The organism is Nocardia sp. 348MFTsu5.1 (genome assembly GCF_000383535.1).
Lineage (GTDB): Bacteria > Actinomycetota > Actinomycetes > Mycobacteriales > Mycobacteriaceae > Williamsia > Williamsia faeni.
The window spans coordinates 231517-256863 of the sequence record NZ_KB911511.1 but is presented as its reverse complement, the minus strand read 5'-3'; the positions used below and the strand labels follow the sequence as shown (position 1 = coordinate 256863).

The window sequence follows — 25347 nt, the reverse complement described above, 5'->3', positions numbered from 1 at the left end:
TGAGGGCTGATTCTAGAGGAGCAAAACCGGTACCGACCGGGACAGCTCGGGTTGCATTGGGCAGAATGACGACAACACCGTACATAGAGGTGACGGGATTGCGGCGGGAGGCAGTGTTGGACCACGATCCGCAGCGAGCACTGGCTCCGAGCCGCATGATCTGGCTCCACGAAGCGTTGTTCGCCGATATCCGGAACTTGCTGACAACCGAACTCGGTGGCATCGGAGCGGCATTTGCGCTGGTAGACCTCGACGACGGTGGCCTACGCGGCGCGGCTGTCGATGCGGAGACCGGGCAATGTCTCATCGAACTCAACGACAACACCTTGCACTCCGCATCATTCGATCGGGCGATGGCCGACCACCTGGTGCGCACCGGCCGGGCCAGGATGCCGGCAACCCCTGAATGGGCCCGTGAACTTATCGGGATGATGTCGCAGGCCAGGACTCTGCTCGGAACATCCGAGGCGACCTTCGTGATGGGAAAGCAGGACGTCGGTCTGCTCCGGGTCACCAGAGAAGATGTGGAAGAGGCGCTGAACCCGTCTGCGGTCCGGGCGATCAGTGTGGCCAGGTCGGTGTCTCTGGCTTCGCCCAGTCCCGTCTTCGCAGTGGTCGTGATGTCGCACCACGTCGAATGGCCGGGCCTCATCGACGAGATGTCGCGGGCGTTCAACGGCCAGTTGCCGGTCCTGCCGATCCGGGCCTCGCCGGCACCAGCGCGTCAGGGACGGCATTCGCGCTCGGCTGACCAGGCCGAACGTGGCGTTATGTCTTTTCCGGTGCCGGTGCCGATGCCGTTGCCGGTGCAGCCGACGCGGAGAGCTGCGGTCGCAGATCCACTCCCGGACCCGCTACCGGAACCATTTCCCGCGCCGATCGTCGACCCGATCCCGGTGGTGTCCGATGCCCGGGCCGCAGACCGTCGACGGAAGCAGAACCGTTTGGTGATGACCGCAGCCGCCGTCATCGCTGCGGTGATCGTCGCGGGTGGGATCATTGCGGCTGTCAGTCCATGGCGCGAGGACACCTCCGGCCCGGAGTCGCAGCGCTATCTGACGGCACCGACGTCGGGGAGTCCGTCAAACCCAACGACCACGCCGGCCCTCATTCCGACGACAACCACGATCCCGCCGATCAACACGAAGGCGGCCCTCGCTCCGATCGTCATTTACACGACCCCGACACCGACACCGACGCCTGCACCACCGCCGACGTCGCGACGGACCACGCTGCTACCGCCCCGACAGAACACGATCCCGAACCCGATACCGGGGCAGCCCCCGATCGTTTTGCCCTGAGTGCCGGCTAGGGTGCGACACCGCGGCTGATCAGGTCGAGGGTCTGCTCGTAGACGTGGGGCCAGTGCGAGTTGGTGCCGGCCGGTCCACCGCCGTCGAACTCGCGCGCATCGATCTCGAGGCTGACTGCGCCGTGGACACAGGCCCAGATCTGCAACGTCAGGGTCATCGGGTCGCCGTCCCTGATGGTTCCGGCCGCCTGTCCGTGCCGGATGATCTCGGTCAGGGCGTAGAGGGCGGTTTCGCCGAGGTCGCCCTCTGGCTTGCACTGACCGGAGAACATCAGCCGGTACAGCGTGGGTGATCGGAGGGCGAAGTCGCGGTAGGCCACACCTGCACCCCGGAGTCGGGCCGCGGTGTCGGAATCGACCACACCGCCGATCATCGCGCGCAGTTGCGTAAACCCTTCGGTGACCACCGCGGTCATCAAGCCGGATTTGCCGTCGAAGTGGTTGTAGACACCCATCGGCGCCACACCGGCCTCGGTCGCGACCGCCCGAACTGTCAGACCTTTTTCGCCGTGTTCATCGAGGACCCGCAAAGCGGCGGCCAGTAACAGTCCGCGCACGTCACCGGCTGGAGTTCGCGTTGCCGTTCCCGGCGATCTTGCTGCCACGACCTCGATCCTTTCATAAACGTCCTCGATAACACTTGACACCATTGTGGCACAGCGTTCTACTTAAGTAGAGCAACGTACTACAACAATAGATCAACCTTCCACACTAGGAGCCTTCGATGAGTGACCGAACCCTGGTTGCGCCGGCGACATCGCCGGCAACCGACAAGCGCTGGTGGGCACTGGCCGCCCTCTGCGGCGCGGTGCTGCTGGTGATGATCGACAACACCATCGTCAACGTGGCACTGCCGACCATCAGCCGTGACCTCTCCGCCGACAATTCCGGTCTGCAGTGGGTTGTCGATGCCTACACGCTGACCTTCGCGGGACTGCTGCTGACCGCCGGACACTTCGCGGATCGCTTCGGCCGCCGCAGGATGTTGGTGATCGGTGTCCTCGGGTTTGCCGCGGTCTCGGTCGTCGCTGCCGAATCGCAAACACTGGGGCAACTCATCGCAACCCGGGCCGGGCTCGGATTGTTTGCCGCCATGGTGTTCCCGGCGACGCTGTCACTGCTGATCGGATTGTTCCCCGACCTCAAGGAACGTGCGATCGCCGTCGGCATCTGGGCTGGTACATCGGGTATCGCCGTGGCGATCGGTCCGGTCCTCGGTGGCTGGCTGCTCGAGCACTACTCGTGGTCCTCGGTGTTCTGGGTCAATCTACCGATCGCCGCTGCGGTGCTGGTGGGTGTTGCGCTGGTGGTGCCGAGTGGTGGCAAGGCGCAGCCGGGTCCGTTTGATGCCATCGGTGCGATCACGTCCATCGCAGGTGTCGCGTTGCTGGTCTACACCCTCATCGAAGGGCCGAACCACGGCTGGGATTCTGCGGTCTCGATCGCCGGATTCGTCGGAGCCGCAGTCATTCTCACGCTCTTTATACTGCGTGAGCTGCGATCGGCGCACCCGATCCTCAATGTTCGGCTATTCGCGAACCGGCATTTCTCGGTGGCATCGGGTCTGATCGCGGTGGCGTTCTTCAGCCTCTTCGGGTTCATCTTCCTGATCACCCAGTACTTCCAGGCCGTCAAAGGCTACGGCCCGCTCTCCGCTGGTCTGCACACGCTGCCATTCGCGGTCGTGATGGCCGTATTTTCGCCGCTGGCAATGATTTTCGCCCGGAAGATCGGTCCCGGCCGGGTGGCAGCGCTGGGCTCGGCCACGATGGCCGGCGGATTTGCGTTGGTCCTGGTGGCGGGCCGGGATGCGTCGTACTGGGGCCTGATCATCTGGTCGATGAGCCTGATGGCGATGGGACTGGCGCTTGTGCAGGGTCCCGCGACCAACATCATCACCAACTCGTTGTCCGCGGATCAGACCGGTGCCGGCTCGGCGGTCAACGACGTGACCCGCGAAATCGGTGGAACCCTGGGTGTGGCAGTTCTCGGTTCCATCCTGACCTCGGTCTACACCGCCCAGATCGGAACCCAACTCGACAACGTCGGACTACCGCCCGAAGCTGTTGACACCGCCAAGGACTCGGTGATGGCCGGAGTGGAGATGGCGTCGGGCATCGGCGGGGCATCGGGCCAGCAGATACTCGTGACCATCCAGGACGCGTTTGTCGACGGCCTCCACACCTCGGTCATCGCGGCGATCGCGGCCGCCGGACTGGCAGCACCGATCGCCTGGTTCACCCTGCGTGGCGACAAACTCGGCAACGCTGTGGTCGCCGAAGTTGTCGCCGACGATGTTGTACTCGACGAGCGCGAACGTCAGGCCGAGTACTCGTAGCCTTCTTTGAGTGCCTTGCGGAGTGAGCGCGCCGACTCGATCCGAGTGGTCGGCCGAAGGTAGGGCGAATCGCCCTGGGCGTTGATGTAATACGTATTCGACCCGGCGCAGCGCGGACTTGCAAAGACTGTGCTGCGCACCTTTTTGCGCATCTTCTCCACGAACTCGGTGGTCTGCTCGTCGGTGGCGCTGACCTGAGGCGAACCGGACTTCACGGCCTTGGCGACCACTTGTACGGCGTGGGTGACACACAGCTCGATCGTGTCGAACCACGAGAAGCCGATGACACCGTACGGACCCGGTGCCAGGAACAGGTTGGGGAAACCCGGAACGGTGATGCCCTCGTAGGAGTACATCCGTTCGGAATCCCATGTCTTCGCCAGATCTTGGCCGTCGATGCCGCTGATCTCGTACGGCAGGTCGAAGATCTTGAATCCGGTTGCCAGGATCAAGGTATCGATCGCTAGATTGCTGCCATCGGCGAATTCGATTCCGGTACTGGTGATCTGCGAGATCGATTCGGTTTCCAGATCGACGTTGTCGCGGTTGAACGTCGGGAAGTAGTCGTTGGAGAACGACGGGCGTTTGCAGGCGTAGCCATAGTGTGGTGTGAGCTGCTCGCGGATCCGCTTGTCCTTGACCTGGCTGTGCAGATGTCGGCGGCACAGCTTTTCCATCCCGCGGGTGATGGCCGGCAGTTGTTTGTTGTGGACCACCCCGATCGTCTCGGCGATCTCGAAGGTCGAGTCGATGAGAAAACGGGGCAGCAGTTGAAGTTTGGGGATTGCGCGGTAGATGTTGCGCAGGAAGCCGGGGATGGGCGCATTCGGCTTGGGCAGGACCCAGATCGCCGTGCGTTGCAGCACGGTCAGGTGCTGGACCTGCGGTGCGATGGTCGGGATGATCTGGATGCCGGTGGCGCCGGTGCCGATGACGGCGACCTTCTTGCCGGTCAGGTCGTAGTCGTGATCCCACGACGCCGATCGCAGCACCTTGCCCGAGAAGTTCTCTAGGCCGGGCAGGTCCGGGGTGGCCGGCGTCGACAGTGCGCCATGGCATGAGATCAGGAATCGTGCGGTGACCCTGTCCCCGGCCGCGGTGGTGATGGTCCACAGATCGGTGGAGTCGTCGAAGTCGGCTGCGGTGACCCGAGTTCCGAACCGGATGTGCTTGCGGATGCCATATCGCTCGGCGATGTCTCGGGCGTACTGCAGCAACTCCGCGCCGGGGGCGAACACCTGGGACCACTCGGGATTCAGCGCGAACTTGTACGAATATGTCACCGAGGGGATGTCGACCTCGACGCCGGGATACCGGTTCGCGAGCCAGGTGCCACCGACATCGTCGTTGCGGTCGAAGATGACGTAGTCGTCGATACCGCGTTCCTGCAGCTTGATTCCGGCAGCAAGTCCGCCGAACCCGGCACCGACTATCGCGACGGTGTGGTCAGGCTGCTGGATGTTGGCTGTTGCCATCGGGTTCTCCTGGGCTCAGAGGGTGGGAAGTCTATAGATCGAGGCGAAGGTGATTTCCTTCGGCGCGGGATACACAGGTGAGCATCACGCCGGCATCACGTTCGGGTCCGGTGAGGGTGTTGTCGCGGTGATCCACGGCGCCCTCGAGAACTCGGACCTTGCAGGTTCCGCAAAATCCCTGTTGGCAGGAGTAGGGGACCGACGGCAGCTCCCGCCGAATCGCTGCCAGTGCGGATTCTGTTGCACCGACCGGGATCCTCCGGTCGCTCGAGCCGATGGTGACGGTGAACGGCCGGCCGTTCTCCACCGGTGGTGGGCTGAAGCGCTCGAAGTGGAGTTCGACATCGCCGCGTCCGAGTAGCTCGGTGCGGATTGCGTGAAGCATCGGTGGCGGACCGCAGCAGTACACCGCGGTTCCGGCATTCATCGGACCGAGAAGATCTGCGGCGCTGGGCAGCCCGTACCGGTCATCGGTTCGGATGGTCACTTTGTCGCCGTAGCCGGTGAGCTCGTCGAGGAATGGCAGTGTGGCAGATGTGCGACCGGTGTAGAGCATCGACCAGTCCAGTCCGAGACGCTGGGCGGCGCCCAGCATGGGCAGGATCGGTGTGATGCCGATACCACCGGCAATGAATCGCAGCTTCTTAGCCGGCGATCCGTGGCCGGGCGCGGCCAGCGGAAATGCGTTGCGAGGACCTTTGATCCGGACAGAGCTGCCGATGGTGAGGGTGTCGTGCACCTCGATCGATCCGCCGCCTCCGTCAGGGATCCGCCGGACCGCGATGCGATAGCGGTTACGGTCGGCCGGGTCGCCGCACAGGGAATACTCCCGCATCCGGCCGGACGGGAGCAGCAGATCGAGATGCGCCCCGGCGTACCAGGGTGTCAACTCACCGCCATCGGGTGCGGCCATCGTCAGTGCAACGACGTTGTTGTCGTGCGCGACCACCTCACGTCCGACAACCTTCAGCGTGGTGACCCTGTCGGCCGGACCGGGGATGTCCAGATGGGTGAACCTGCCCCACAACGGAAACCAGACCTTGCCGATGACACCGGCAACCCGCATCGCGGGATCGCGCTGGTATCGCCCCCGCAGGTGTGGAGGCGCGGAGGTCATGGTGGTGGTGTGCTCGAGGTGACGCTGATTCACTTGTTCGCGGCCCTTGCTGCCGGAGATGACGCGAGATATGCGACAGCCTGGGCGGTGGATCCGACCTGTGTCGGCCGGAACGAGGGTTTGAAATAGGTGAAGGTGGCCAGGATGATGGATCGAACCGTGGGCAGCAGTCCCTTGTGCGCTCCCCGGAAGTATCCGAGCATCAGTCTCGTGTAACCGATTTTGCCGCCGGGATCGTTCAGGGCAAGGAATTTGGTGCCCCGGTTGATCACGAACAACAGCGCCGGCAGAACCACCAGCATCGCGCGTCCGCGCTTGAGATAGCTGTCACCGAAGTAGGTGGCCACATCGTGGGCCACCTCGCGGTGTTCGACCTCCTCTGCGCCATGCCACCGAAACAGGTCGGCCATCACCGGGTCGGCGTTGTACTCGGTCCAGGTGTTGTTGAGAGCGAAGTCACCCAGGATGGCGGTGTAATGCTCGATGGCCGCGATGAACCAAAGTCGCTCGACCAGATGTTTATGCCGCACATCGGCATTCGGGTGCTGCGACGGTCCGAGGACCTTGCGGAACACCCATTCCATCTGTTTCTGAAAGGGCGCGGGGTCGAGGCCGCGTGTTTCCAGGAACTCCCACAGCACCCGGTCGTGGGTTTCGGCGTGCATCGCCTCTTGGCCGATGAATCCGCGCATGGCCGAGGCGAGTTCTTCGTCTTGCACCAATGGCAGCGCTTCGTTGTAGGTTTGCACAAACCACCGCTCACCTTCGGGGAGCAACAGGTTCAGCATGCTGGCCACGTTGGATGGAACCGGATGATCCGGAATCCAGTGCAGCGGTGTGTCTTTCCAGTCGAACTCGACGTTGCGGGCGTGGAGTTCGACTGGTCCTGGATCGAAGTTGTACATCATGCCCTCCCGGAACGGGTTCGCCCGGGCAATCTTTCGAGCCACTTCGGGGTGAAACCGCTGCGCCGGTGCAGGTCGGTCATCATGGCCTGCAGTTGCTCCCCGACCTGATCGGGGCAAACCGCCGACACCCCGATGTGGTGTTCGGCGAGTTCGGTGCGAAGCGTTTCGCTGAACATCAGGATGCCGGCTTTTCCGGCGGCGTACCCGGCCGACGAGATGTTCACGATGTGCCCACCGACACCACGATCGACCATCCGCTGGCCGAAGAGTCGGCTTCCGGTGATCACCGCGAGCACGTTGTTGTCGAGTACCTGACCGGCAACACTGACGTCGGCGTTGTTCACCACCAGGTCGGCAACACCGTACCGTCGTGTCACGTCGTCGGCGAATGCGGCGAACGCTCTGCTGTCGGTGACGTCGAGTTCGTAGGCGTGGGCCGTGTTTCCGGTGGACATGATGGTCGCCGCGGTCCGCCTGGCCGAGGCCAGGTCGATGTCGGTGACGATGACTTCGGCACCGTTCTCGGCCAGCAGAGATGCTGTGCGACATCCGATTCCGCTGCCGGCTCCCGTGACCACGGCGAGTTTTCCGGACAGCAGACGATGGCGACCGTCCTGGCGGGCGCGATCGATGATGGGAGACGAGGCGGTTCCGCGGATCGTTTCGATGAATTGGGTTGCCATGTCGGCCAGGTAGTCGGGGTTCGTATAGGGCAGCCAATGGCCGGTCGGGGTGTCGTTGCGCCAGAGACGATCGACGTACCGATGGCTGTTGACGTAGATTGCCTTGCGCAACGCGACATCTCGGGTGTTGACGATCTCGAAGACAGGGACTCTTGTGCTCCGCGGGTTGGGCTTGCGCATCCGTTCGCGAATGTTGGCGCGGTAGTAGCGCAGGCCGGATATCGTGTCGGCGCGAAATGTCGGCGCAAGATCGAGATTGTCGGGGTCGGTGCCTTCGAGCTTGTTGAGCCACCTCTGCCAGCGCGCCGGGCATATCGCGGTGCTCAGCAGGATCTTCGGGATCACCGGCAGTTGGAAGACCACGGTGTAGGCAGACGACAATCCCTGAGAAAGCGCTTGTGCCAACGACTTCGGTGTCGGTCGCCGTAGCCGCTCTCGGGTCCATACGCTCAAGTGGTCCATGTTCGGGCCTGACACCGACATGAAGGATGCGATCCGCCGCTCGGCGCCCGGTACGCTGACGGCCTCCCAGGTCTGAACCGAACCCCAGTCGTGGGCGACCACGTGAACCGGCAGGTCCGGACTGAACGTGTCGATGACCGTGTACAGGTCAGCGGCGAGTTCGGGCAGGCGATAGGCGGCGTCCCCGTCCGGGCGGTCGCTCGCCCCGTAACCGCGAGTGTCATAGGCGACCACGTGGTAACGCCGGGCCAGTTGGGAGGCCATCTGGGTCCACAGGTGGTGCGTGTCCGGCCACCCGTGCACCAGCACCACGGTCGGTCGATCCTGCGCCCGGTGCCCGAGTTCGAACACGGCCAGCTCTATGCCCCCACGAGTGACCGTTCGTCGTTGCCAGTCGATCTTCTGATCAATAGCGGTCATCAACTCCCCTTTGAGCTCGCTGTGATGCATTAGACGTTACCAGCAGTCACATATAAATCGCCAGGGGACCGACCAGCACAAATGAGCGAGTCTGCAGCCTTCACAACTGCAGACTCGCTCAACTGGCAGGGGGTTGGAGCAGCTACTGCTTGTAGCTGGCCAGGAAGTTGCCCAGGCGATCGATGGCGTCGGTGAGGTCGCGGGCCCAGGGCAGGGTGACGACGCGGAAGTGGTCGGAGTTGGGCCAGTTGAAGCCCGTTCCCTGGACAACCAGGATCTTCTCGCGCAGGAGCAGATCGGTGACGAATTTCTCGTCGTCGTGGATCTCGTGCACCTCGGGGTCGATCTTGGGGAACGCATACAGCGCGCCCATCGGCTTCACGCAGCTGACGCCGGGGATCTCGTTGAGTTTCTCCCAGGTGACATTGCGCTGTTCCAGCAGCCGTCCGCCGGGGAGGACGAGGGCATCGATGCTTTGATAGCCACCCAGTGCCACCTGAATTGCATGCTGGCCCGGCACATTTGAGCACAAACGTGTCGAAGCCAGCATCTTCATACCGTCGACGAATCCCTTGGCATGATCTTGGGGGCCGGTGATCGCGACCCAGCCGGCCCGGTAACCGCACACCCGGTACGCCTTGGACAGGCCGTTGAATGTCAGGCACAGCAGATCGGGCGCGAGCGAGGCGATGTTGATGTGCTTGGCCTCGTCGTACAGGATCTTGTCGTAGATCTCATCGGCGAGGATCAGCAGCGAATGCTTGCGCGCCAACTCGACGATCTGGGTGAGGACCTCGCGCGAATAGACAGCGCCGGTGGGGTTGTTCGGGTTGATCACCAGGAGCGCCTTGGTGCGCGGGGTGATCTTGGCCGCGATGTCTTCGATGTCGGGGTTCCAGTCGTTGGACTCGTCGCACGCGTAGTGGACGGCCTTGCCCCCGGACAGCGCCGTCATGGCGGTCCACAGCGGATAGTCCGGCGATGGGATCAGCACCTCGTCGCCGTCATCGAGGAGAGCCTGCATGGTCATCGTGATCAGCTCGGAGACACCGTTGCCCAGGATCACGTCGTCGACGTCGAAGTACGGGAAGTCGGGCAGCAGCTCATACCGCGTCACGACCGCACGGCGGGCGGACAGAACGCCCAGCGACTCGCTGTAGCCCTGCGAATAGGGGAGAGCGTGGATCATGTCGCGCATGATCACGTCTGGGGCCTCGAAGCCGAACTGGGCGGGATTGCCGATGTTCAGTTTGAGGATCCGGTGGCCTTCGGCCTCGAGGCGGGCGGCGTGGGCCGTCACGGGTCCGCGGATCTCATAGGCGACGTTGCGTAGCTTCGCCGATTGCTCGAGGGGTTTCAGGTCGCGATAAACATGCGAAACGTGTGGTCTGCTCACGCCCCTTATGGTGCCAGTAGGGGGCAAGCGAGTTTCAGCGTGCGTTGCAATCACTCGCAAATGCCGACATTCCGGACCTGCGATCGCCGCTGAACACTCGTTGCCCCCAGACCGTCAGCTCTTGCCCGGACGCTTCTTGCCGGCCGCGATTCCGAAGCCCTTGGCCTTGGTCGGGCCGGACTCGGCCAGCGTGCGGCCATCGGAGTTGGTCGAACCCGTTGCTGCCGGTGCTGTTTCCGGCTCGACAGCCGCGGGTGCTTCTGCCACGACTGCCGGGGCCTCCGGCTCTTCGACTGCCGGGGTTTCCGGCTCTTCGGCTGTCTCCACCGCTGCCTCAGCCGGCTTGGCTGCTGCGGCCGGCTTCGGAGCTCCCGGACGTTTTGCGCCCGGACGCTTCGCGGCCCCACCCATTGCCAGACCCTTCACCGGAACCGCCGGCTCTTTCGGAGCTTCGGTCACGGTGTCGGCGACGGCCTCGGTGACAACTTCTTCAGGAGCCGACTCCGCGGGCTGCTCCGGCTCAGCTGCCGGTGCTGCCTCAGCCGGCTTTGCTGCGCCTGGCTTCTTGGCTGCGCCGCCGGGCCGGGGTGCTCCCGGACGCTTGGCGCCGCCACCGATGGCCAGACCCTTCACGGGTGCGGCTGCCGGCTTGGTCTCCTCCGGTGCTGCCTCGGCTGCGGGTGCTGCCGGTGCTGCTTCAGTGGTGGGTGCTGCCGCTGCGGGCTTGGCCGCGCCTGGCTTCTTGGCTGCGCCGCCGGGCCGGGGAGCTCCCGGACGCTTGGCGCCGCCGCCGATCGCCAGACCCTTGGCCGCGGGTGCTGCGGTCTCGGCTGCCGGTGCCTCGGTTGCGGCTGCTTCGGCCGGTGCGGCCGCCGCAGCAGGCTTTGCTCCACCTGGTTTGGGAGCGCCGCCGCCGGGCTTCTTGGCGCCGCCGCCGATGCCGAGTCCACCCGGCTTCTTGGCTGCGCCACCGGGCTTCGGTGCGCCTCCACCTGGTTTGGGGGCTCCGCCTGGTTTCTTGGCCCCGCCGCCGATACCCAGTCCGCCGCCGATCTTGGGCTTGTCGACCGTGACCGTCGACGCGGTGGCAGCAGCAGCGGTAGCTACTGCGGCCTTGGCCGGTTCCGGTGCCTTCGTCTCATCCGGCTCGATCGTGGGAGCCGACAGGCCGAGCGATGCAGCTCCGAGGAACCGTCCGCCACGCTTGATCTCAGGGGCGCCACGCTTGACGGACTCCAGGATCAGCTGCGCAACGTCGACAACCTCGACCTGGCCTTCCTTTTCGGTGCCCGCGATCTGAGCGGTCACACCGTCGGTCAGCATCACTCGGCAGAACGGGCAACCGGTCGCAACCTTCTTGGGGTTGGTCGCCAGGGCTTCGTCGACCCGGTCGACGTTGATGCGCTTGCCGATGGTCTCTTCCATCCACATGCGGGCACCACCGGCGCCACAGCACATCGACCGCTCGCCGTGGCGAGGCATTTCCTTCAGGTTGGCGCCCGACGCGGCCATCAGCTCACGGGGAGCGTCATAGACCTTGTTGTGGCGTCCCAGGTAGCAGGGGTCGTGGTAGGTGATGTCCTCGTTGACCTCGGCGACCGGGATCAGGCGCTTGTCGCGGACCAGCCGGTTCAGCAGCTGGGTGTGGTGCACAACCTCGTACGTGCCACCCACCTGCGGGTACTCGTTGCCCAGCGCGTTGAAGCAGTGCGCACAGGTGACGACGATCTTCTTCTTCTGATTCGGGGCGGTGGCAAAGACCTCGCCGAGCATCTCGATGTTCTGCTGCGCCAGCATCTGGAACAGGAACTCGTTGCCCGCGCGGCGAGCGGAGTCACCGGTACAGGTCTCGCCCTCGCCGAGGACCAGAAAGTCGACGGCGGCGATGTCGAGCAGCTCGGCAACGGCCTTGGTGGTCTTCTTGGCGCGGTCCTCGTAGGCGCCGGCACAACCGACCCAGAAGAGGTATTCGAATCCTTCGAAGCTCTCGACGTCCTTGCCGAACACCGGGATCTCGATGTCCATCTCGTCGATCCACTTGGTGCGGTCCTTGGAGTTCTGGCCCCAGGGGTTGCCCTTGTTCTCGAGGTTCTTGAACAGGCCGGCCAACTCTGTCGGGAAGTCCGACTCGATCAGGACCTGGTAGCGACGCATGTCGATGATGTGGTCGACGTGTTCGATGTCGACGGGGCACTGCTCCACGCAGGCGCCACAGGTGGTGCAGCTCCACAGTGTTTCGGTGTCGATGACGGCACCGGTCGCGCCTTCGCTCTCACCGACGAGCTTGCGTTCGGCTTCGAGGCGGGCGGCTTCGGGGATCGCGTCGAGCTTGTCCTGTTTGACGTTGCCGTCACCGTCGACGAGACCGACCTCGTCGCCGCCCATGTCCTTCTTGCCACCGGCGAGCAGGTACGGAGCCTTGGCATAGCCATGGTCACGCAGCGACATGATGAGCAGCTTGGGTGACAACGGCTTTCCGGTGTTCCACGCGGGGCACTGGCTCTGGCAGCGACCACACTCGGTACACGTGGTGAAGTCGAGCCAGCCCTTCCAGGAGAAGTCCTCGATCTTGCCGGCGCCGAACGCGTCGACGTCGGGGTCTGCGGTCTCCATGTCGAGGACCTTGCCGCCGGAGATCATCGGCTTGGCAGCACCGAGTGCGACGCCGCCGTCGTCCTCACGCTTGAAGTAGATGTTGAAGAACGCCGCGAACCGGTGCCACGCGACACCCCAGGTGATGTTCAGGCCGACAACGGCCAGCCAGATCATGCCGCTCATCAGCTTGATGAACGCGAAGATCGACACCATGACGACGCTCGCGGGGAGGAGCTTGGCGACCTGCATCGTGAAGAAATCGGATGCGGGATCCGAGTGGCCGTAGGTGGCGATCTTGCCGGCTTTGACGAAGATCATGCCCAGACCCTCGAGCAGCACCACGATCTCGACGAAGTACGCGGCACCGAACCGCGAGCCACCGAATCGGGACAGCCGTTCGGGCACTCGCGGATGGTTGAGCTGCCGGATGATGATCAGCGTCAAGATGCCGATCACGGTGCCCAGGCCGAGAATCTCGTCGAGCAGGTGCCAGACGAACGTGTCGCCGAACAGCGGCCAGTGGAATTCAGGGTTGAAAGTCTGGCCGTAGGCCTCGAACCACAACAGCGAACCCAGCAGGAAGCCGATCATCACCAGCCAGTGGGCCCAGCCCACCGTCCGGAATTTGTTCATCCGGGTGTGGGCGATGAACTCGACGACCATCGTCTTGAAGCGCGGGATGAAGGGACGCCACCGATCGGGCGCCGGTTGTCCCTTCATGATCGTTCGGAAGATGCGGCCCACTCCACGTAGGAATAAGGCCCAGCACACCAGGCTGAGAAGGAGCCCGATGGTTCCTAGGGTGATCGTCGTGGCATTCACGGCGTCGTGGCCTTTCTCTTACCGAACTTCCTGACTCCGGTTGCGAATTCTTCAAACCTGGAGGTGGATCGTTCAACGGGACGGCAGTACACAGCGCAGAGCGCACGCAGTGTTCTCCACTAGGTACGTTAAGGCTTGTCTTTGCAGCACTATTGCGCAGGTTGACCTAAGTTACTAATCGGTAAGGTCCATTGTGATGTCCGCCATAAATCGCGTCAGATTTGTTGCATTGATCGGCGCGGCCATGATCGGTGTCCAATTTGTCGTCGCGGCGGCTGCGACATGGGTATACGTGCTGGCGTTCGGTCGCGAATTCTCCGTCGAAAACGCACCATCTGCGCCGGTGGCGTTGGTGCTCGGGTCGAAGGTTGATGAGCGTGGGCCCGGCTCCTACGTGCAGGGCCGCCTGGACACCGCACTCGAGCTGTACCGAACGGGCCGGGTCGAGCGAATCCTGAACTCCGGCAACGGTCGCCCGGAGGCCGGCGATGAACCGGCCGTGATGCGCCATTACCTCGAAGAACATGGCGTCCCGGCCGCCGCGATCGTCGACGACCCCGAAGGCTACGACACGTCGACGAGTTGTCGTCGTTCCCGCGAGGTCTACGGCTTCGACGACGTCCTCGTCGTGACCCAGGGCTTCCACCTCGGGCGCGCGATTGCGCTGTGTCGCGACATCGGTGTCGACGCGCACGGGGTGTACGCCGACTGTGACTGCCCGATGTGGTCGGTGGCGCGCAATCACATTCGTGAGACATATCTGGCGCGGCCCAGGGCATTTCTGACCAGTCTCACCAACTAGGTCTACGGGTAGATCGCAGCGGTGGCAGCCGTGGACGTCCGGTCAGGTACGAAGAGCCGGGCAGGCGTCGCAGGATCTCGACCAGCAGCAATGAACCCGCGATGGTGCCGATGTACATCAAGATCGTGGCCCACGGCGATTCCAGGGTTTTGATCCACGGCTGACCGTCCTTCTGCGGATGCAGGATGAAGAAGATGAGGATCGCGTGGCAGAGGAACACGCTGAACGACCTGTTCGACGCGTACTTGACCACCCGATCGAATCGTGGGGTCTGCTCCCGATATGTGTCGGCCCAGTGCCGGCCGAAGGCGTACAGGCAGATGATGGCCACGATCAGGAACAGCAGCAGCGTCGGCTGGAACGCCGCGCCGGCGTAGATGGGGATCTGGTGCAGGCCCCACACCCGCCGCCAGAAGGTCCCGAGTGCGAACGCGGCGGTGAGCACCAGCGACGCGAACAGCCACCAGCCCTTGCCGCGCAACCAGTGGCGGGTCTCCTCGCGATGAACCGCGGCAACCGAGCCGAGGACGATGAAGAACTGGTACGGGATGAAGGTGGCGTAGTAGTGCCACCAGACATTCGACCAACTCTGTGGTGGCTGCCAGTAGGTGATGATCGAGATGACCGCGACCTGGACCGCAAAGCTGCCCGCGAGCAGCGCTACGTGGTGGTTTCTCGTGGCCCGGACCAGCCACAGGACCAGCGGAAACAGTAGGTACACCTGCAGCATCACGAACAGGAAGTACATGTGGAAGCCCGACAGGCCCCACTTGAGAAGGTCCCAGAACTCGTCCAGGCTCCCGGTGACGTCGCCGAGGCGGCCGCGGTCCCACATGTCCTCGATCACCCAGTAGATGAACGACCAGATCAGATACGGGATGATGACCAGCTTGATCCGGCGGCGCCAGAAGTGGACCGTCCGGAAATCGCCCCGGTCGAAGTTCTGATACATCAGCACGTACCCGGTCAGGGCAAAGAACATGTTTCGGGTGAAATGCAACAGCAGGGCCGTCGAGTTCACCGGCATGCTGTGGAACTCGTCGGTGGTTGCGGTGAGACAGTGCACGAAGATGACCAGCGAAAACGTGGTCGCCCGGATCAGATCCACGTGGTGGAGATATGTGCGTTTTGTCGACGAACCGGCCGTTGTGGTTTCGGTCGTGGAGAGCAAAAGGGTTGGGTTGGTGGGGGAAAGCATCGCGTCCAGCATGCCGTACCCGACGGGGAAGTTGCACGATGGGAGGTCCGGGTCACAGTCAGCCGCGAACTACCGTGCAGGGATGCATGACAGGTGGGGTTGATGATTCCGGACTGGGATGTCCTGGTGTTGTTGCTGGCCGCTGCGGGGGTGGCCGGCTGGATCGACGCGGTCATCGGCGGTGGCGGGCTGATCCTCATCCCGGCGATGCTGATCGCCTTTCCGGGTGCGGTGCCGGCGACGGTGCTGGGCACCAACAAGGTGGCGGCCATCGCGGGCACAAGTGTGGCCGCGTTCAACTATTCGAGGGCCGTGAAGGTACCTCGGAAGCTGGCACTGATGTCGGTACCGATTGCGTTCACGTTTTCGGCCGCCGGGGCGTTGTCGGCAACTGCGGTGTCGGCCGATGTCATCCGGCCACTGGTGATCGTGTTGATGCTGGCGGTGGGAATCTTTGTCGCGGTGCGGCCCTCCTTCGGCAGCAACAGCGGAGAGAGCCCACCGCTGACCGGTCGTCAAATGGTCGGTGGATGTATCGCGTTTGCCGTGATCGGTTACTACGACGGCATTTTCGGTCCCGGAACCGGCATGTTCCTCATCATCGCGCTCACGGCGTTGTTGTCGCGCAACTTCATCGAGAGTGCGGCGCTGGCGAAGATCGCCAACACGGCCACCAACCTCGGCGCGCTGATGGTCTTCGCCATCGGCGGAAACATCTGGTGGGCACTGGGTTTGATGCTCGCAGTCACCAATATAGGTGGATCGATCCTGGGGTCTCGGACTGTGTTGAATCGCGGGACAGGTGTCATTCGGATCGCACTCCTGACCGTGGTCGTACTGATGTCGATCAAACTCGCCTGGGATCAGTGGGCCTGATACGCGCCCGATCGGGCTTGCGACTAGCTTGTGAGTTATGACAGCGGTCGAAGCTATTGAGCCAGTGCCATTTGTCGATGGCATCGTCTTCGGCGAAGGGCCTCGTTGGCGAGGCGACCGGCTATGGTTCACCGACGGACTGGCAGGTCGGGTGTACTCGGTTGGTGAATCGGGTGACCTTGTCGTGGAGGCCGAGATCGAGCACGCCTCGGGGCTGGGCTGGTTGCCCGACGGGACTCTCGTCGTGTCCACCCTCTTCGAGCCAAAGATCCACCACGTCGACGCCCAAGGGCAGGTGTCAGCGACGTTCGAGCTCAATGACCTCGCCCGGATGACCAACGACCTGTTCGTCGCCCGTGACGGCCGTGGCTACGTCGACCTCTACCAGGCGTCCGCGACGGGGATGGAAGGCGCGATCGGCCTCGTCGACCCCTCCGGAGGTGTGCGGATCGTGGCACAAGGCCTCGCCGTCCCGAACGGCATCGCCCTCTTGCCCGACGGGACGACCCTCGTCGTCAGCGAGACGAAGGGGTCGCGAATTCTGACGTTTCCAATTGAAGCCGACGGAAGCCTCAGCGCCTCAAGCGTGTTCGCTGACCTGGGCGAACATCGGCATCCCGATGGCCTCTGCGTCGACGTCGAAGGCGGGGTGTGGGTCGGCTGCTACGACTCCGGTGAGTTCCTCCGGGTCGTCGCGGGCGGGACCGTCACCCATCGCGTTGCGATCGACCGCGGATGGGCTGTCGCATCCGCCCTCGGTGGACCCGACGGGCGCACGCTGTACATGGTGGTCAACGAGACCACCGAAGAGGGCCTCGTGAAAGGCGAGTCCGCGGGGAGGATCATGCAGGCGCGGGTCGACGTGCCGGGCGTGGGATCGCCCTGACCGGTCACCACCAGCCGGACAACACCTTCTGCATGTCGGTCCCCAGCGCGGGGATCAGGCTTCGCACAAACGTGGTGCTCAAATGGTGAAAGTCATGCCACACCAGAATGTTTCCGACGGCCGCCGGAGACCCGGCCGAACCAGATGTGAAAGACGGCCACCAGGGTGATCGCGATGCCACGGAGGCCATCGAGGTCGATGCGGTACTCGTTGCTGACGTTGTGGGGGATCATGGCGGGTGAGTGCGAAAGGGGACCGGCAGATGGTGCAACTCAAGTCAAAGGGGCAACTCAAGTCACCCGGCGAGATCGAGATGATGCGTGAGGCCGGACGAGTGGTCGCGCGGGCGTTGTCCGCAGTGGAAGCGGAAGCTGCTGTCGGATCGACGCTCACACAGCTCGACGACGTCGCGGCAGCCGTCATCAAGGGAGCCGGAGCGAAGCCGGCTTTTCTGAACTACCACCCGAAATGGGCGCCGACCCCGTTTGCCGGAGTCATCTGCGCCAGTGTCAACAACGGGATCGTGCACGGCGTCCCGGATGGGCGGGAGCTTCGGGATGGCGACCTGGTGAGCATCGACTGTGGGGCATTCCTCGACGGTTGGTGTGGCGATGCCGCAGTCAGTTTCATTGTGGGTCAAGAAGATTCGGCTGATGTCGATTTGATTGCCGCCACCGAGGCCGCACTGCTGCGAGGTATCGAGGCCGCGCAGCCCGGTGGGAGGATGGGCGACATCGGGCATGCTATCGCCGGACCCGCGCGCGCTGCCGGATACGGGCTGCTCGAAAACCATGGCGGACACGGCATCGGCCGGGCGATGCACGAAGCCCCACACGTCCCCAATCAGGGACGGGTGGGGCGCGGTATGAAACTCCGTGTCGGACTGGTGATTGCGATCGAACCGATGTTGATCCACGGTGGCGACGACCGGTACATTCACGCCGCCGACGGATGGGAACTGCGGAGCGCATCCGGAGCCCGGGCCGCCCACTGCGAACACACGATCGCGATCACAGCGGACGGACCGCAGATTCTCACCCGGCTCTGACCGGGTCTCCAGGTCAGCCGACGGGGGTCTTGACGATCAGGACCGGGCTCGGCGCGTGGTGCAGCACGGTCTGGCTCACCGAGCCGAGCAGCAGACCGGTGAAACCGCCTCGTCCGCGACTGCCCAGGACGAGCAGCTGGGCACCCTCGCCGGCCGCGGTCAGCAACTGGTGGGCGGGCCCGTCTGCGGCAACAATCGTCGACACGGCGACGTCGGGGTAGTCGGTGGCGTGGGCCGTAACTCGGTCCGCGACGAGCTTGTGCGCCTCATCCTGGGACAGTTGGACCAGGTCGTCGGTGATGCCCAATCCGCCGAATGTGTTGGTGGCCAGGTCGGTCCAGGTGTGGACGACGGTGAGTCCGGTTCCCCGTAGCGATGCCTGCTCGAACGCCGCCGTGAGTGCGTGATCGCTGATCTCCGAGCCGTCGATGCCGACCACCACCGGGCCGGTGCCCGGGGTATGAGCGATGACGGCAACGGGACTGGCGGCGTGTGCGGCCACGCCGGTGCTGACGGATCCGGCGATCAGGCCTTTGACCGCACCACGACCCCGGCTCCCGACGACAACCAGTGCAGCGTTGGCAGATTCGTCGTTGAGCACGGATGTGGGAGTTCCCGCGACGACCCGACTCGATACCTGTACCGCCGGCGCGGTCTCGCGGGCCAGTTGCACGGACGCGGCAACCGTATCCACGACTGCCTTCTGGAGCATTGTGATCAGGTCGCCGGTGTACGCCATCGCCGATCCCGCGTATCCACCGATCTGGGGTTCGTAGACGCCGACCACAACCAGCTCGCGTCCCATGAGCTGGGCGGTGTTCGCGGCCCACACAACGGCCTGGTCCGAACTTTCAGAACCGTCGACTCCGACGATCACAGCTGACTTCGACATGCGCGTTTTTCTCCTAGTGATGGTGCCTACTTCGACGAGATGAGTTCAGGCTCGACGTCGTCTGCAGACAATGATCCCTTGGCGGCGATCGGTGCCCGGAACTTGGGCAGGAACACGGTGATGATCAATGCTGTGATTGCCGAGCAGGCAGCCAATGCCATGACGACACGGAATGCGTTCTCGGAAGGCACGGTTGCGGAGCCGAGGGTCATCGTCATGTTGGCAAGGATGACACCGGCGATGGCGCTGGCAAACGAAGTGCCCAGTGACCGCATCAGCGTGTTGAAGCTGTTCGCGGCACCGGTTTCGGTGGGCGGAACCGCCGACATGATGAGCGCCGGCATCGCGCCGTAGGCCAATCCTGTTCCGGCGCCGATGATGAGCGCGATCATGACCATCTGCCAGATCGAGTGCATTGCAAAGACGCCGACGCCATATCCGATGGCCACCACAACGGCACCGAGCATCAAGGTGGTCTTGGGTCCGCGTGCGTTGGTGAGCCTCGATCCGAACGGGGAGATCAGCATCATGATGATGCCGGAGGGTGCCATCACCAGACCGGACAGGAGCATCGATCCGCCGAGTCCGTAACCGGTGGCCTCGGGGAGCTGTATCACCTGGGGGAAGACCATCGTCTGGGCAAACATCGCAAACCCGAAGACAATTGACGCCGCATTGGTGAGGAGCACCTGGCGGCGGGCGGACACCCGCAGGTCGACGAGCGGTTTGTCGGTGCGGAGCTCCCACCAGCCCCACACGAGGAATGCGACCAGCGAAATGACCAGCAGACCGATCGTCTTGGTGTCGGTCCAGCCCCAGTTCGATCCCTTCGAGATCGGCAGCAGCAGGGCGATCAGAGCGATCGCGAGTGAGATCGCGCCGACGAAGTCGAACTTGCCACCGGTCCGTATCGGGGACTCGGGGACCACGCGAACCACCAGGACAGCTGCGACGAGGCCGAGAACAGCGGATGCCCAGAAGAGCATGTGCCAGTCGGAATATTCGGCGATGACCGCGGCGATCGGAAGGCCGAGCGCGCCGCCCACACCCAGCGAAGCGCCCATGACGGCAACGGCACCTGAGAGCTTCTGGGGAGGCAGGATGTCGCGCATGACGCTGATGCCCAGCGGGATGAGGCCCGCTGCCAGGCCTTGCAGTCCTCGGCCGATGATCATCGGGATGATGCTCGACGAGAGCGCACAGACGACCGAACCGGCCACGAGCAGCGCGATGCTGATCAGCATCATGCGTCGCTTGCCGAACATGTCTCCGAGGCGGCCCATCGTCGGCACGGCCACCGCCGCGGCCAGCAGCGTGGCGGTCACGGCCCACGCCGTGTCAGATGGCGACGCGCCGAGGTACTCGGGCAGTTGCGGGATGATCGGGATGACCAGGGTCTGCATGAGGGAGGCCACGATGCCGGCGAATGCCAGCACCGCGACGATCGGCCCGGTCGGTGGGCTCTGGGTCGTTGGTGGCGAAGTGGTGGGACTGGTCATCGTGGCTCCCCGTCGGATATAGAGAAAAGTTCAGATCTAAGTCAGTCGATTTATACTTAGGTTAAGACAACTACTTGCTGTCCGCAAACCCTGATCAGCCATTCGTGACGCACCTCTCCCGGATTCTGCCCGGTGACAAACGGCACTCCCGCCAGACTTGAGTCCACTCGAATCAACTTTTTCGCGAAGTCGGGAACACAATCGGGATGCGGCCGGTTGTACAACTCGAGAGACCTGAGCGGCCTACACTCAACCTGACTTGACTGGAGGATCAAGACTCGGTAGAAGTTGAGTCGATCGCGCTGAGGTTTCAGACCCAGAACCACAAACGTGAACATCCGTGCGCCGCACTGCTGCGGATGCACTGCTTATAGGAGGCAAGAAATGGCTCGTGCTGTAGGAATCGACCTGGGCACCACCAACTCGGTGGTGTCGGTCCTCGAAGGTGGAGAAGCCACCGTCGTCGCGAATGCCGAAGGCTCGCGCACCACACCGTCGGTTGTTGCATTCGCCCGTAACGGCGAGGTCCTGGTCGGACAGCCGGCCAAGAACCAGGCAGTAACCAACGTCGACCGCACCATTCGTTCCGTCAAGCGCCACATGGGCGAAGACTGGAACACCGCTATCGACGACAAGAAGTACACCCCGCAGGAGATCAGCGCCCGCACGCTGATGAAGCTCAAGCGTGACGCAGAGGCCTACCTCGGTGAAGACGTTGTCGACGCCGTGATCACCGTGCCCGCGTACTTCAACGACGCCCAGCGTCAGGCAACCAAGGAAGCCGGCCAGATCGCCGGCCTCAACGTCCTGCGTATCGTCAACGAGCCCACCGCGGCCGCTCTGGCGTACGGCCTGGACAAGGGCGAAAAAGAGCAGACCATCCTCGTGTTCGACCTCGGCGGCGGCACGTTCGACGTGTCCCTCCTGGAGATCGGCGACGGCGTTGTCGAGGTCCGTGCGACCTCCGGCGACAACCACCTCGGTGGCGACGACTGGGATCAGCGTGTTGTCGACTGGCTCGTCGACAAGTTCAAGGCGAGCAGCGGCATCGACCTGACCAAGGACAAGATGGCCCTGCAGCGTCTGCGTGAGGCTGCCGAGAAGGCGAAGATCGAACTGTCCTCGGGACAGAGCACGTCGATCAACCTGCCCTACATCACGGTCGACGCGGACAAGAACCCGCTGTTCCTCGACGAGCAGCTCTCGCGCAGTGAGTTCCAGAAGATCACCGGCGACCTGCTCGAGCGCACCCGTGCGCCGTTCCAGGCCGTGATCAAGGATGCCGGCGTTTCGGTCGGCGACATCGATCACGTTGTGCTCGTTGGTGGTTCGACCCGTATGCCGGCCGTGACCGAACTGGTCAAGGAGCTCACCGGTGGACGCGAGCCGAACAAGGGCGTGAACCCTGATGAGGTCGTTGCCGTCGGTGCCGCACTGCAGGCCGGTGTGCTGCGCGGTGAGGTCAAGGACGTGCTGCTGCTCGACGTGACCCCGCTGAGCCTCGGTATCGAGACCAAGGGTGGCGTCATGCACAAGCTCATCGAGCGCAACACCACCATCCCGACCAAGCGGTCCGAGACCTACACGACGGCCGAGGACAGCCAGCCGTCGGTGCAGATCCAGGTCTATCAGGGTGAGCGCGAGATCGCCTCGCACAACAAGCTGCTCGGATCGTTCGAGTTGGCCGGTATCGCTCCCGCCCCGCAGGGTGTCCCGCAGATCGAGGTGACCTTCGACATCGACGCCAACGGCATCGTGCACGTCACCGCGAAGGACAAGGGCACCGGCAAAGAGAACAAGATCCGGATCCAGGACGGCTCGGGCCTGAGCAAGGACGAGATCGACCGGATGATCAAGGACGCCGAAGCTCACGCGGACGAGGATCGTGCGCGTCGTGAAGAGGCAGAGACCCGCAACCAGGCCGAGTCGCTGGTGAACCAGACCGAGAAGTTCCTCAAGGACTCCGACGACAAGGTTCCCGCCGATCTCAAGACCAAGGTCGAGGGCTCGATCGAAGGTGTTCGCGAATCGCTCAAGGGCAGTGACCTCGGCGCCGTGAAGTCGGCTGTCGAGAAGCTGACCACCGACTCGCAGGAGCTGGGCCAGGCCATCTACGCGGCAGCTGCCGAAGAGGGCGGCGCAGCAGCACCCGGTGGTGCCGACGACGTCGTCGACGCAGAGGTTGTCGACGAGGGTGTCGACGGAGACAACAAGTGACCGGTCCCGAAGCCGAACCGGTGACCGTGACCGACAAGCGGCGTATCGATCCCGAAACGGGTGAGGTGCGCCCCGAGGCGAACACGGACGCTCCGGAGTCAGAAGGGGAGCAACCGGATTCGGTGGACAGTGTGGACGTTGTCGACAGTGTGGACGCCGCGCTCGACGAGGTCGCTGCCGATGCGGCAGGTTCGGACAAAGAAGCCGAACTGCTCGCCGATCTGCAGCGGGTTCACGCGGAGTACGCCAACTACCGCAAGCGTGCGGAACGGGAGAAGGTTTCGGCTCAGCAGTACGGCAAGGGTGACTTGATCAAGTCACTGCTGCCGGTGCTGGACGACCTCGACCGGGCCCGGGCTCACGGTGACCTCGAGGCCGGACCGTTGCGTGCGGTGGCCGACAAGATCACCGAAACGCTCGGTTCCGCCGGCCTCGCGGCCTTCGGTGCCGAGGGTGACGAGTTCGATCCGGCGTTGCACGAGGCCGTGCAAAACGAGGGTGACGGCTCTCGCCCGGTCATCGGGACCGTGTATCGGCAGGGCTTCCGCCTCGCGGATCGCGTCCTGCGCACCGCGATGGTGGTTGTTGTCGACGGGCCTGAGCCCGCGGACCCGACACCGTCACAGGACTAGGAGCTGACCGGCCCAGGCACCCGAGGTGCCTGGGCCGGCATCTTCGGCACACAATGAAATACAGAGCGAAGAATTACAGAGCGAACAAAGACGAAGATCTACAGAAGGAGGTGACGCCTGGTGGCCCCACAACGTGAATGGCTGGAACAGGACTTCTACAAAGCGCTGGGCGTCGCGCCCGGTGCGTCCGCCGACGAGATCAAGAAGGCCTATCGGAAGCTGGCCCGGGAACTACATCCCGACGCCAACCCGAACGACGCGGCAGCCGAGGAGCGGTTCAAGCTTGTCTCCGAGGCGCACAGCGTCCTGTCTGATCCGGCAAAACGCAAAGAGTACGACGACACCCGGCGCATGTTCGCCGGTGCCCGCGGCGGTGCCCGAGGCGGCGGGGGCGGTTTCCCCGGTGGCTTCGGTGGCCCGTCCGGCGGCCAGGAATTCAACATCAACGACCTGTTCGGCGACGGACCCGGTGGCGGATCCGAGGCGAACCTCGGTGACCTGTTCGGTGGGCTGTTCAACCGTGGTGGCGGTGGATCGCGGGGCACCCAGCCCCGGAGCCGACGCGGCAACGATCTGGAGACCGAGACCACGCTCAGCTTCAAAGAAGCTGCACTGGGCACCTCGACCACCATCACGGTCACGAGCTCTGCGCCATGCACCAATTGCCATGGCAGTGGCGCCAAGCCGGGTACCAGTCCTCGGGTGTGCCCGACCTGCAACGGTGCCGGTGTGGTCAGTCGCAACCAGGGTGCCTTCGGATTCAGCGAGCCCTGCACGGATTGCCGTGGCACCGGCTCGCGGATCGACGATCCCTGCCCCGTCTGCGAAGGCAACGGCGCAACCATCCGGACCCGTCCGATCACCGTGCGGATCCCGCCCGGCGTTTCGAACGGCGGCAAGATCCGACTCGCCGGACAAGGCGAGGCGGGTCTGCGTGGTGCCCCGTCCGGTGACCTCTACGTCATCGTCAACGTGGCACCCGACCGGACGTTCACCCGCAGCGGCGACGACATCAAGGTGACGTTGCCGGTCAGCTTCTCGGAGCTGGTACTGGGCACCACGGTGTCGGTGCCGACCCTCGAGGGCAGCGTGGGCCTGAAGGTCCCGCCGAACACCGTCGACGGACGGACCCTGCGGGTGCGGGGACGCGGTGTGGCGAAGCGGGCCGGGGGTGCCGGTGACCTGCTGGTGACCGTCAAGGTTGCCGTCCCGCCGACATTGGATGACGCCGCGGTCGAGGCACTGACCAAGTACGCCGCCGCAGAGAAGGCCAGCGGGTTCGACCCGCGTGCAAACTGGGGCAAGTCATGAGCGCGCCGCCGCCGGATGATCGCGAACGGGACGTCACCGAGTCCGCCCGGATGTTCGTGATCTCGGTGGCGGCCGAGCTCGCCGGGATGCACGCCCAGACGCTGCGGACTTACGACCGGCTCGGACTGGTCACCCCGCAGCGTGCGGCCGGCGGTGGTCGGCGCTATTCCAGTCGCGATGTGGAGCTCCTGCGCATGGTGCAACGCCTCTCGCAGGACGACGGCGTGAACCTCGCCGGGATCAAACGCGTCATCGACCTGACAAACCAGGTCGATGCCTTGCAGAGCCGGGTCCGCGAACTCGAGGCCGAGCTTGCGCAACACCGCGCGGCACGGGGCAGCGAACTCGTCCCGATCCCCCGCACCAACGCTCTCGTGGTCTGGAAACCCCGACGAGAACGAGGCAATCGGTAACTCCCGAATCGGGTCCAACTCCGCTACGCTACGTCCCCGTTGGGT

Annotated in this window: 21 protein-coding genes; 10 read left to right on the top strand and 11 right to left on the bottom strand. The window is 64.0% G+C overall.

The window, feature by feature from the left end; genetic code table 11:
* The first annotated feature begins 65 nt into the window (after positions 1–65).
* A complete protein-coding gene (locus H290_RS0107540; RefSeq protein WP_020106178.1) occupies positions 66–1301 on the top strand; it encodes a hypothetical protein in 1236 nt (411 codons plus the stop codon).
* A gap of 7 nt (positions 1302–1308) precedes the next feature.
* Here H290_RS0107540 and H290_RS0107535 read toward each other — a convergent pair whose 3' ends face one another.
* A complete protein-coding gene (locus H290_RS0107535; protein WP_020106177.1) occupies positions 1309–1869 on the bottom strand; it encodes a WHG domain-containing protein in 561 nt (186 codons plus the stop codon).
* Positions 1870–2036: 167 nt separating this feature from the next.
* On the opposite strand from H290_RS0107535, the gene H290_RS0107530 reads away from it, so the two are divergent.
* On the top strand, positions 2037–3650 hold the full coding sequence (locus H290_RS0107530; protein WP_020106176.1) for an MFS transporter: 1614 nt from the start codon (positions 2037–2039) through the stop codon (positions 3648–3650).
* On the opposite strand, the gene H290_RS0107525 is transcribed toward H290_RS0107530, so the two are convergent.
* The 6 genes from H290_RS0107525 to H290_RS0107500 form a co-directional block, all read right to left on the bottom strand.
* Positions 3632–5125, bottom strand: coding sequence for an NAD(P)/FAD-dependent oxidoreductase (locus tag H290_RS0107525; protein WP_020106175.1), 1494 nt, complete (start codon positions 5123–5125; stop codon positions 3632–3634). The genes H290_RS0107530 and H290_RS0107525 overlap by 19 nt on opposite strands.
* A 31-nt stretch (positions 5126–5156) precedes the next feature.
* Positions 5157–6275 carry a PDR/VanB family oxidoreductase gene (locus H290_RS0107520; RefSeq protein ID WP_020106174.1) on the bottom strand — a complete coding sequence of 373 codons (1119 nt, stop codon included), beginning with the start codon at positions 6273–6275 and terminating at the stop codon, positions 5157–5159.
* A complete protein-coding gene (locus H290_RS0107515; RefSeq protein WP_020106173.1) occupies positions 6272–7150 on the bottom strand; it encodes a metal-dependent hydrolase in 879 nt (292 codons plus the stop codon). Before H290_RS0107515 ends, H290_RS0107520 begins: the two co-directional genes overlap by 4 nt.
* Positions 7147–8715, bottom strand: a complete 1569-nt coding sequence (locus tag H290_RS0107510) for an SDR family oxidoreductase (RefSeq protein WP_196809516.1) — start codon at positions 8713–8715, stop codon at positions 7147–7149. Before H290_RS0107510 ends, H290_RS0107515 begins: the two co-directional genes overlap by 4 nt.
* 142 nt (positions 8716–8857) lie before the next feature.
* Complete coding sequence (locus tag H290_RS0107505) at positions 8858–10111, bottom strand: pyridoxal phosphate-dependent aminotransferase (protein WP_020106171.1); 1254 nt, start codon at positions 10109–10111, stop codon at positions 8858–8860.
* Between the two features lie 114 nt (positions 10112–10225).
* Positions 10226–13528, bottom strand: a complete 3303-nt coding sequence (locus H290_RS0107500) for a (Fe-S)-binding protein (RefSeq protein ID WP_028462915.1) — start codon at positions 13526–13528, stop codon at positions 10226–10228.
* 196 nt (positions 13529–13724) lie between these two features.
* On the opposite strand from H290_RS0107500, the gene H290_RS0107495 reads away from it, so the two are divergent.
* Entirely contained in the window at positions 13725–14330 is a 606-nt protein-coding gene (locus H290_RS0107495; RefSeq protein ID WP_020106169.1) for a vancomycin high temperature exclusion protein, read from the top strand.
* Here the strand turns inward: H290_RS0107495 and H290_RS0107490 are convergent.
* Positions 14320–15528 carry an acyltransferase gene (locus H290_RS0107490; RefSeq protein WP_196809515.1) on the bottom strand — a complete coding sequence of 403 codons (1209 nt, stop codon included), beginning with the start codon at positions 15526–15528 and terminating at the stop codon, positions 14320–14322. The genes H290_RS0107495 and H290_RS0107490 overlap by 11 nt on opposite strands.
* Positions 15529–15630: 102 nt before the next feature.
* On the opposite strand from H290_RS0107490, the gene H290_RS0107485 reads away from it, so the two are divergent.
* The gene (locus tag H290_RS0107485; protein WP_020106167.1) at positions 15631–16404 is read left to right on the top strand and encodes a TSUP family transporter; all 774 of its coding nucleotides are present in this window, start codon (positions 15631–15633) and stop codon (positions 16402–16404) included.
* 37 nt (positions 16405–16441) lie between these two features.
* Positions 16442–17290, top strand: a complete 849-nt coding sequence (locus H290_RS0107480) for an SMP-30/gluconolactonase/LRE family protein (RefSeq protein ID WP_028462912.1) — start codon at positions 16442–16444, stop codon at positions 17288–17290.
* Positions 17291–17382: 92 nt separating this feature from the next.
* On the opposite strand, the gene H290_RS31425 is transcribed toward H290_RS0107480, so the two are convergent.
* Positions 17383–17523: a hypothetical protein gene (locus H290_RS31425; protein WP_020106165.1), complete on the bottom strand. Its 141-nt coding sequence runs from the start codon at positions 17521–17523 to the stop codon at positions 17383–17385.
* A 29-nt stretch (positions 17524–17552) separates the two neighbouring features.
* Between H290_RS31425 and map the strand changes: the two genes are divergently transcribed.
* Positions 17553–18338, top strand: a complete 786-nt coding sequence (map, locus tag H290_RS0107470; protein ID WP_020106164.1) for a type I methionyl aminopeptidase — start codon at positions 17553–17555, stop codon at positions 18336–18338.
* Positions 18339–18351: 13 nt separating this feature from the next.
* Here map and H290_RS0107465 read toward each other — a convergent pair whose 3' ends face one another.
* Both H290_RS0107465 and H290_RS0107460 read right to left on the bottom strand, forming a co-directional pair.
* Positions 18352–19230 (bottom strand): universal stress protein, encoded by an 879-nt coding sequence (locus tag H290_RS0107465; protein WP_020106163.1) that lies wholly within the window; start codon positions 19228–19230, stop codon positions 18352–18354.
* Between the two features lie 26 nt (positions 19231–19256).
* On the bottom strand, positions 19257–20729 hold the full coding sequence (locus tag H290_RS0107460) for an MFS transporter (RefSeq protein WP_020106162.1): 1473 nt from the start codon (positions 20727–20729) through the stop codon (positions 19257–19259).
* Positions 20730–21113: 384 nt separating this feature from the next.
* Between H290_RS0107460 and dnaK the strand changes: the two genes are divergently transcribed.
* From dnaK to H290_RS0107440, 4 genes are all read left to right on the top strand, one after another.
* A complete protein-coding gene (gene dnaK, locus H290_RS0107455; RefSeq protein WP_020106161.1) occupies positions 21114–22946 on the top strand; it encodes a molecular chaperone DnaK in 1833 nt (610 codons plus the stop codon).
* Positions 22943–23578: a nucleotide exchange factor GrpE gene (grpE, locus tag H290_RS0107450; RefSeq protein WP_020106160.1), complete on the top strand. Its 636-nt coding sequence runs from the start codon at positions 22943–22945 to the stop codon at positions 23576–23578. The genes dnaK and grpE overlap by 4 nt, the downstream gene beginning before the upstream one ends.
* A 120-nt stretch (positions 23579–23698) precedes the next feature.
* Positions 23699–24889, top strand: a complete 1191-nt coding sequence (gene dnaJ / locus H290_RS0107445; protein WP_020106159.1) for a molecular chaperone DnaJ — start codon at positions 23699–23701, stop codon at positions 24887–24889.
* Positions 24886–25302 carry a heat shock protein transcriptional repressor HspR gene (locus H290_RS0107440; RefSeq protein WP_020106158.1) on the top strand — a complete coding sequence of 139 codons (417 nt, stop codon included), beginning with the start codon at positions 24886–24888 and terminating at the stop codon, positions 25300–25302. The genes dnaJ and H290_RS0107440 overlap by 4 nt, the downstream gene beginning before the upstream one ends.
* The last annotated feature ends 45 nt before the right edge of the window (positions 25303–25347 follow it).

Excerpts from the sequence above, each read along its gene's own strand:
- H290_RS0107465 (WP_020106163.1), bottom strand. The coding sequence starts at position 19,230 with ATGTCGAAGTCAGCTGTGATCGTCGGAGTCGACGGTTCTGAAAGTTCG.
- H290_RS0107490 (WP_196809515.1), bottom strand. The coding sequence starts at position 15,528 with ATGCTTTCCCCCACCAACCCAACCCTTTTGCTCTCCACGACCGAAACC.
- H290_RS0107480 (WP_028462912.1), top strand. The coding sequence starts at position 16,442 with ATGACAGCGGTCGAAGCTATTGAGCCAGTGCCATTTGTCGATGGCATC.
- H290_RS0107495 (WP_020106169.1), top strand. The coding sequence starts at position 13,725 with ATGTCCGCCATAAATCGCGTCAGATTTGTTGCATTGATCGGCGCGGCC.
- H290_RS31425 (WP_020106165.1), bottom strand. The coding sequence starts at position 17,523 with ATGATCCCCCACAACGTCAGCAACGAGTACCGCATCGACCTCGATGGC.
- H290_RS0107485 (WP_020106167.1), top strand. The coding sequence starts at position 15,631 with ATGATTCCGGACTGGGATGTCCTGGTGTTGTTGCTGGCCGCTGCGGGG.
- H290_RS0107515 (WP_020106173.1), bottom strand. The coding sequence starts at position 7,150 with ATGATGTACAACTTCGATCCAGGACCAGTCGAACTCCACGCCCGCAAC.
- H290_RS0107460 (WP_020106162.1), bottom strand. The coding sequence starts at position 20,729 with ATGACCAGTCCCACCACTTCGCCACCAACGACCCAGAGCCCACCGACC.
- H290_RS0107530 (WP_020106176.1), top strand. The coding sequence starts at position 2,037 with ATGAGTGACCGAACCCTGGTTGCGCCGGCGACATCGCCGGCAACCGAC.
- H290_RS0107525 (WP_020106175.1), bottom strand. The coding sequence starts at position 5,125 with ATGGCAACAGCCAACATCCAGCAGCCTGACCACACCGTCGCGATAGTC.
- dnaK (WP_020106161.1), top strand. The coding sequence starts at position 21,114 with ATGGCTCGTGCTGTAGGAATCGACCTGGGCACCACCAACTCGGTGGTG.
- H290_RS0107510 (WP_196809516.1), bottom strand. The coding sequence starts at position 8,715 with ATGACCGCTATTGATCAGAAGATCGACTGGCAACGACGAACGGTCACT.
- H290_RS0107440 (WP_020106158.1), top strand. The coding sequence starts at position 24,886 with ATGAGCGCGCCGCCGCCGGATGATCGCGAACGGGACGTCACCGAGTCC.
- map (WP_020106164.1), top strand. The coding sequence starts at position 17,553 with ATGGTGCAACTCAAGTCAAAGGGGCAACTCAAGTCACCCGGCGAGATC.
- H290_RS0107540 (WP_020106178.1), top strand. The coding sequence starts at position 66 with ATGACGACAACACCGTACATAGAGGTGACGGGATTGCGGCGGGAGGCA.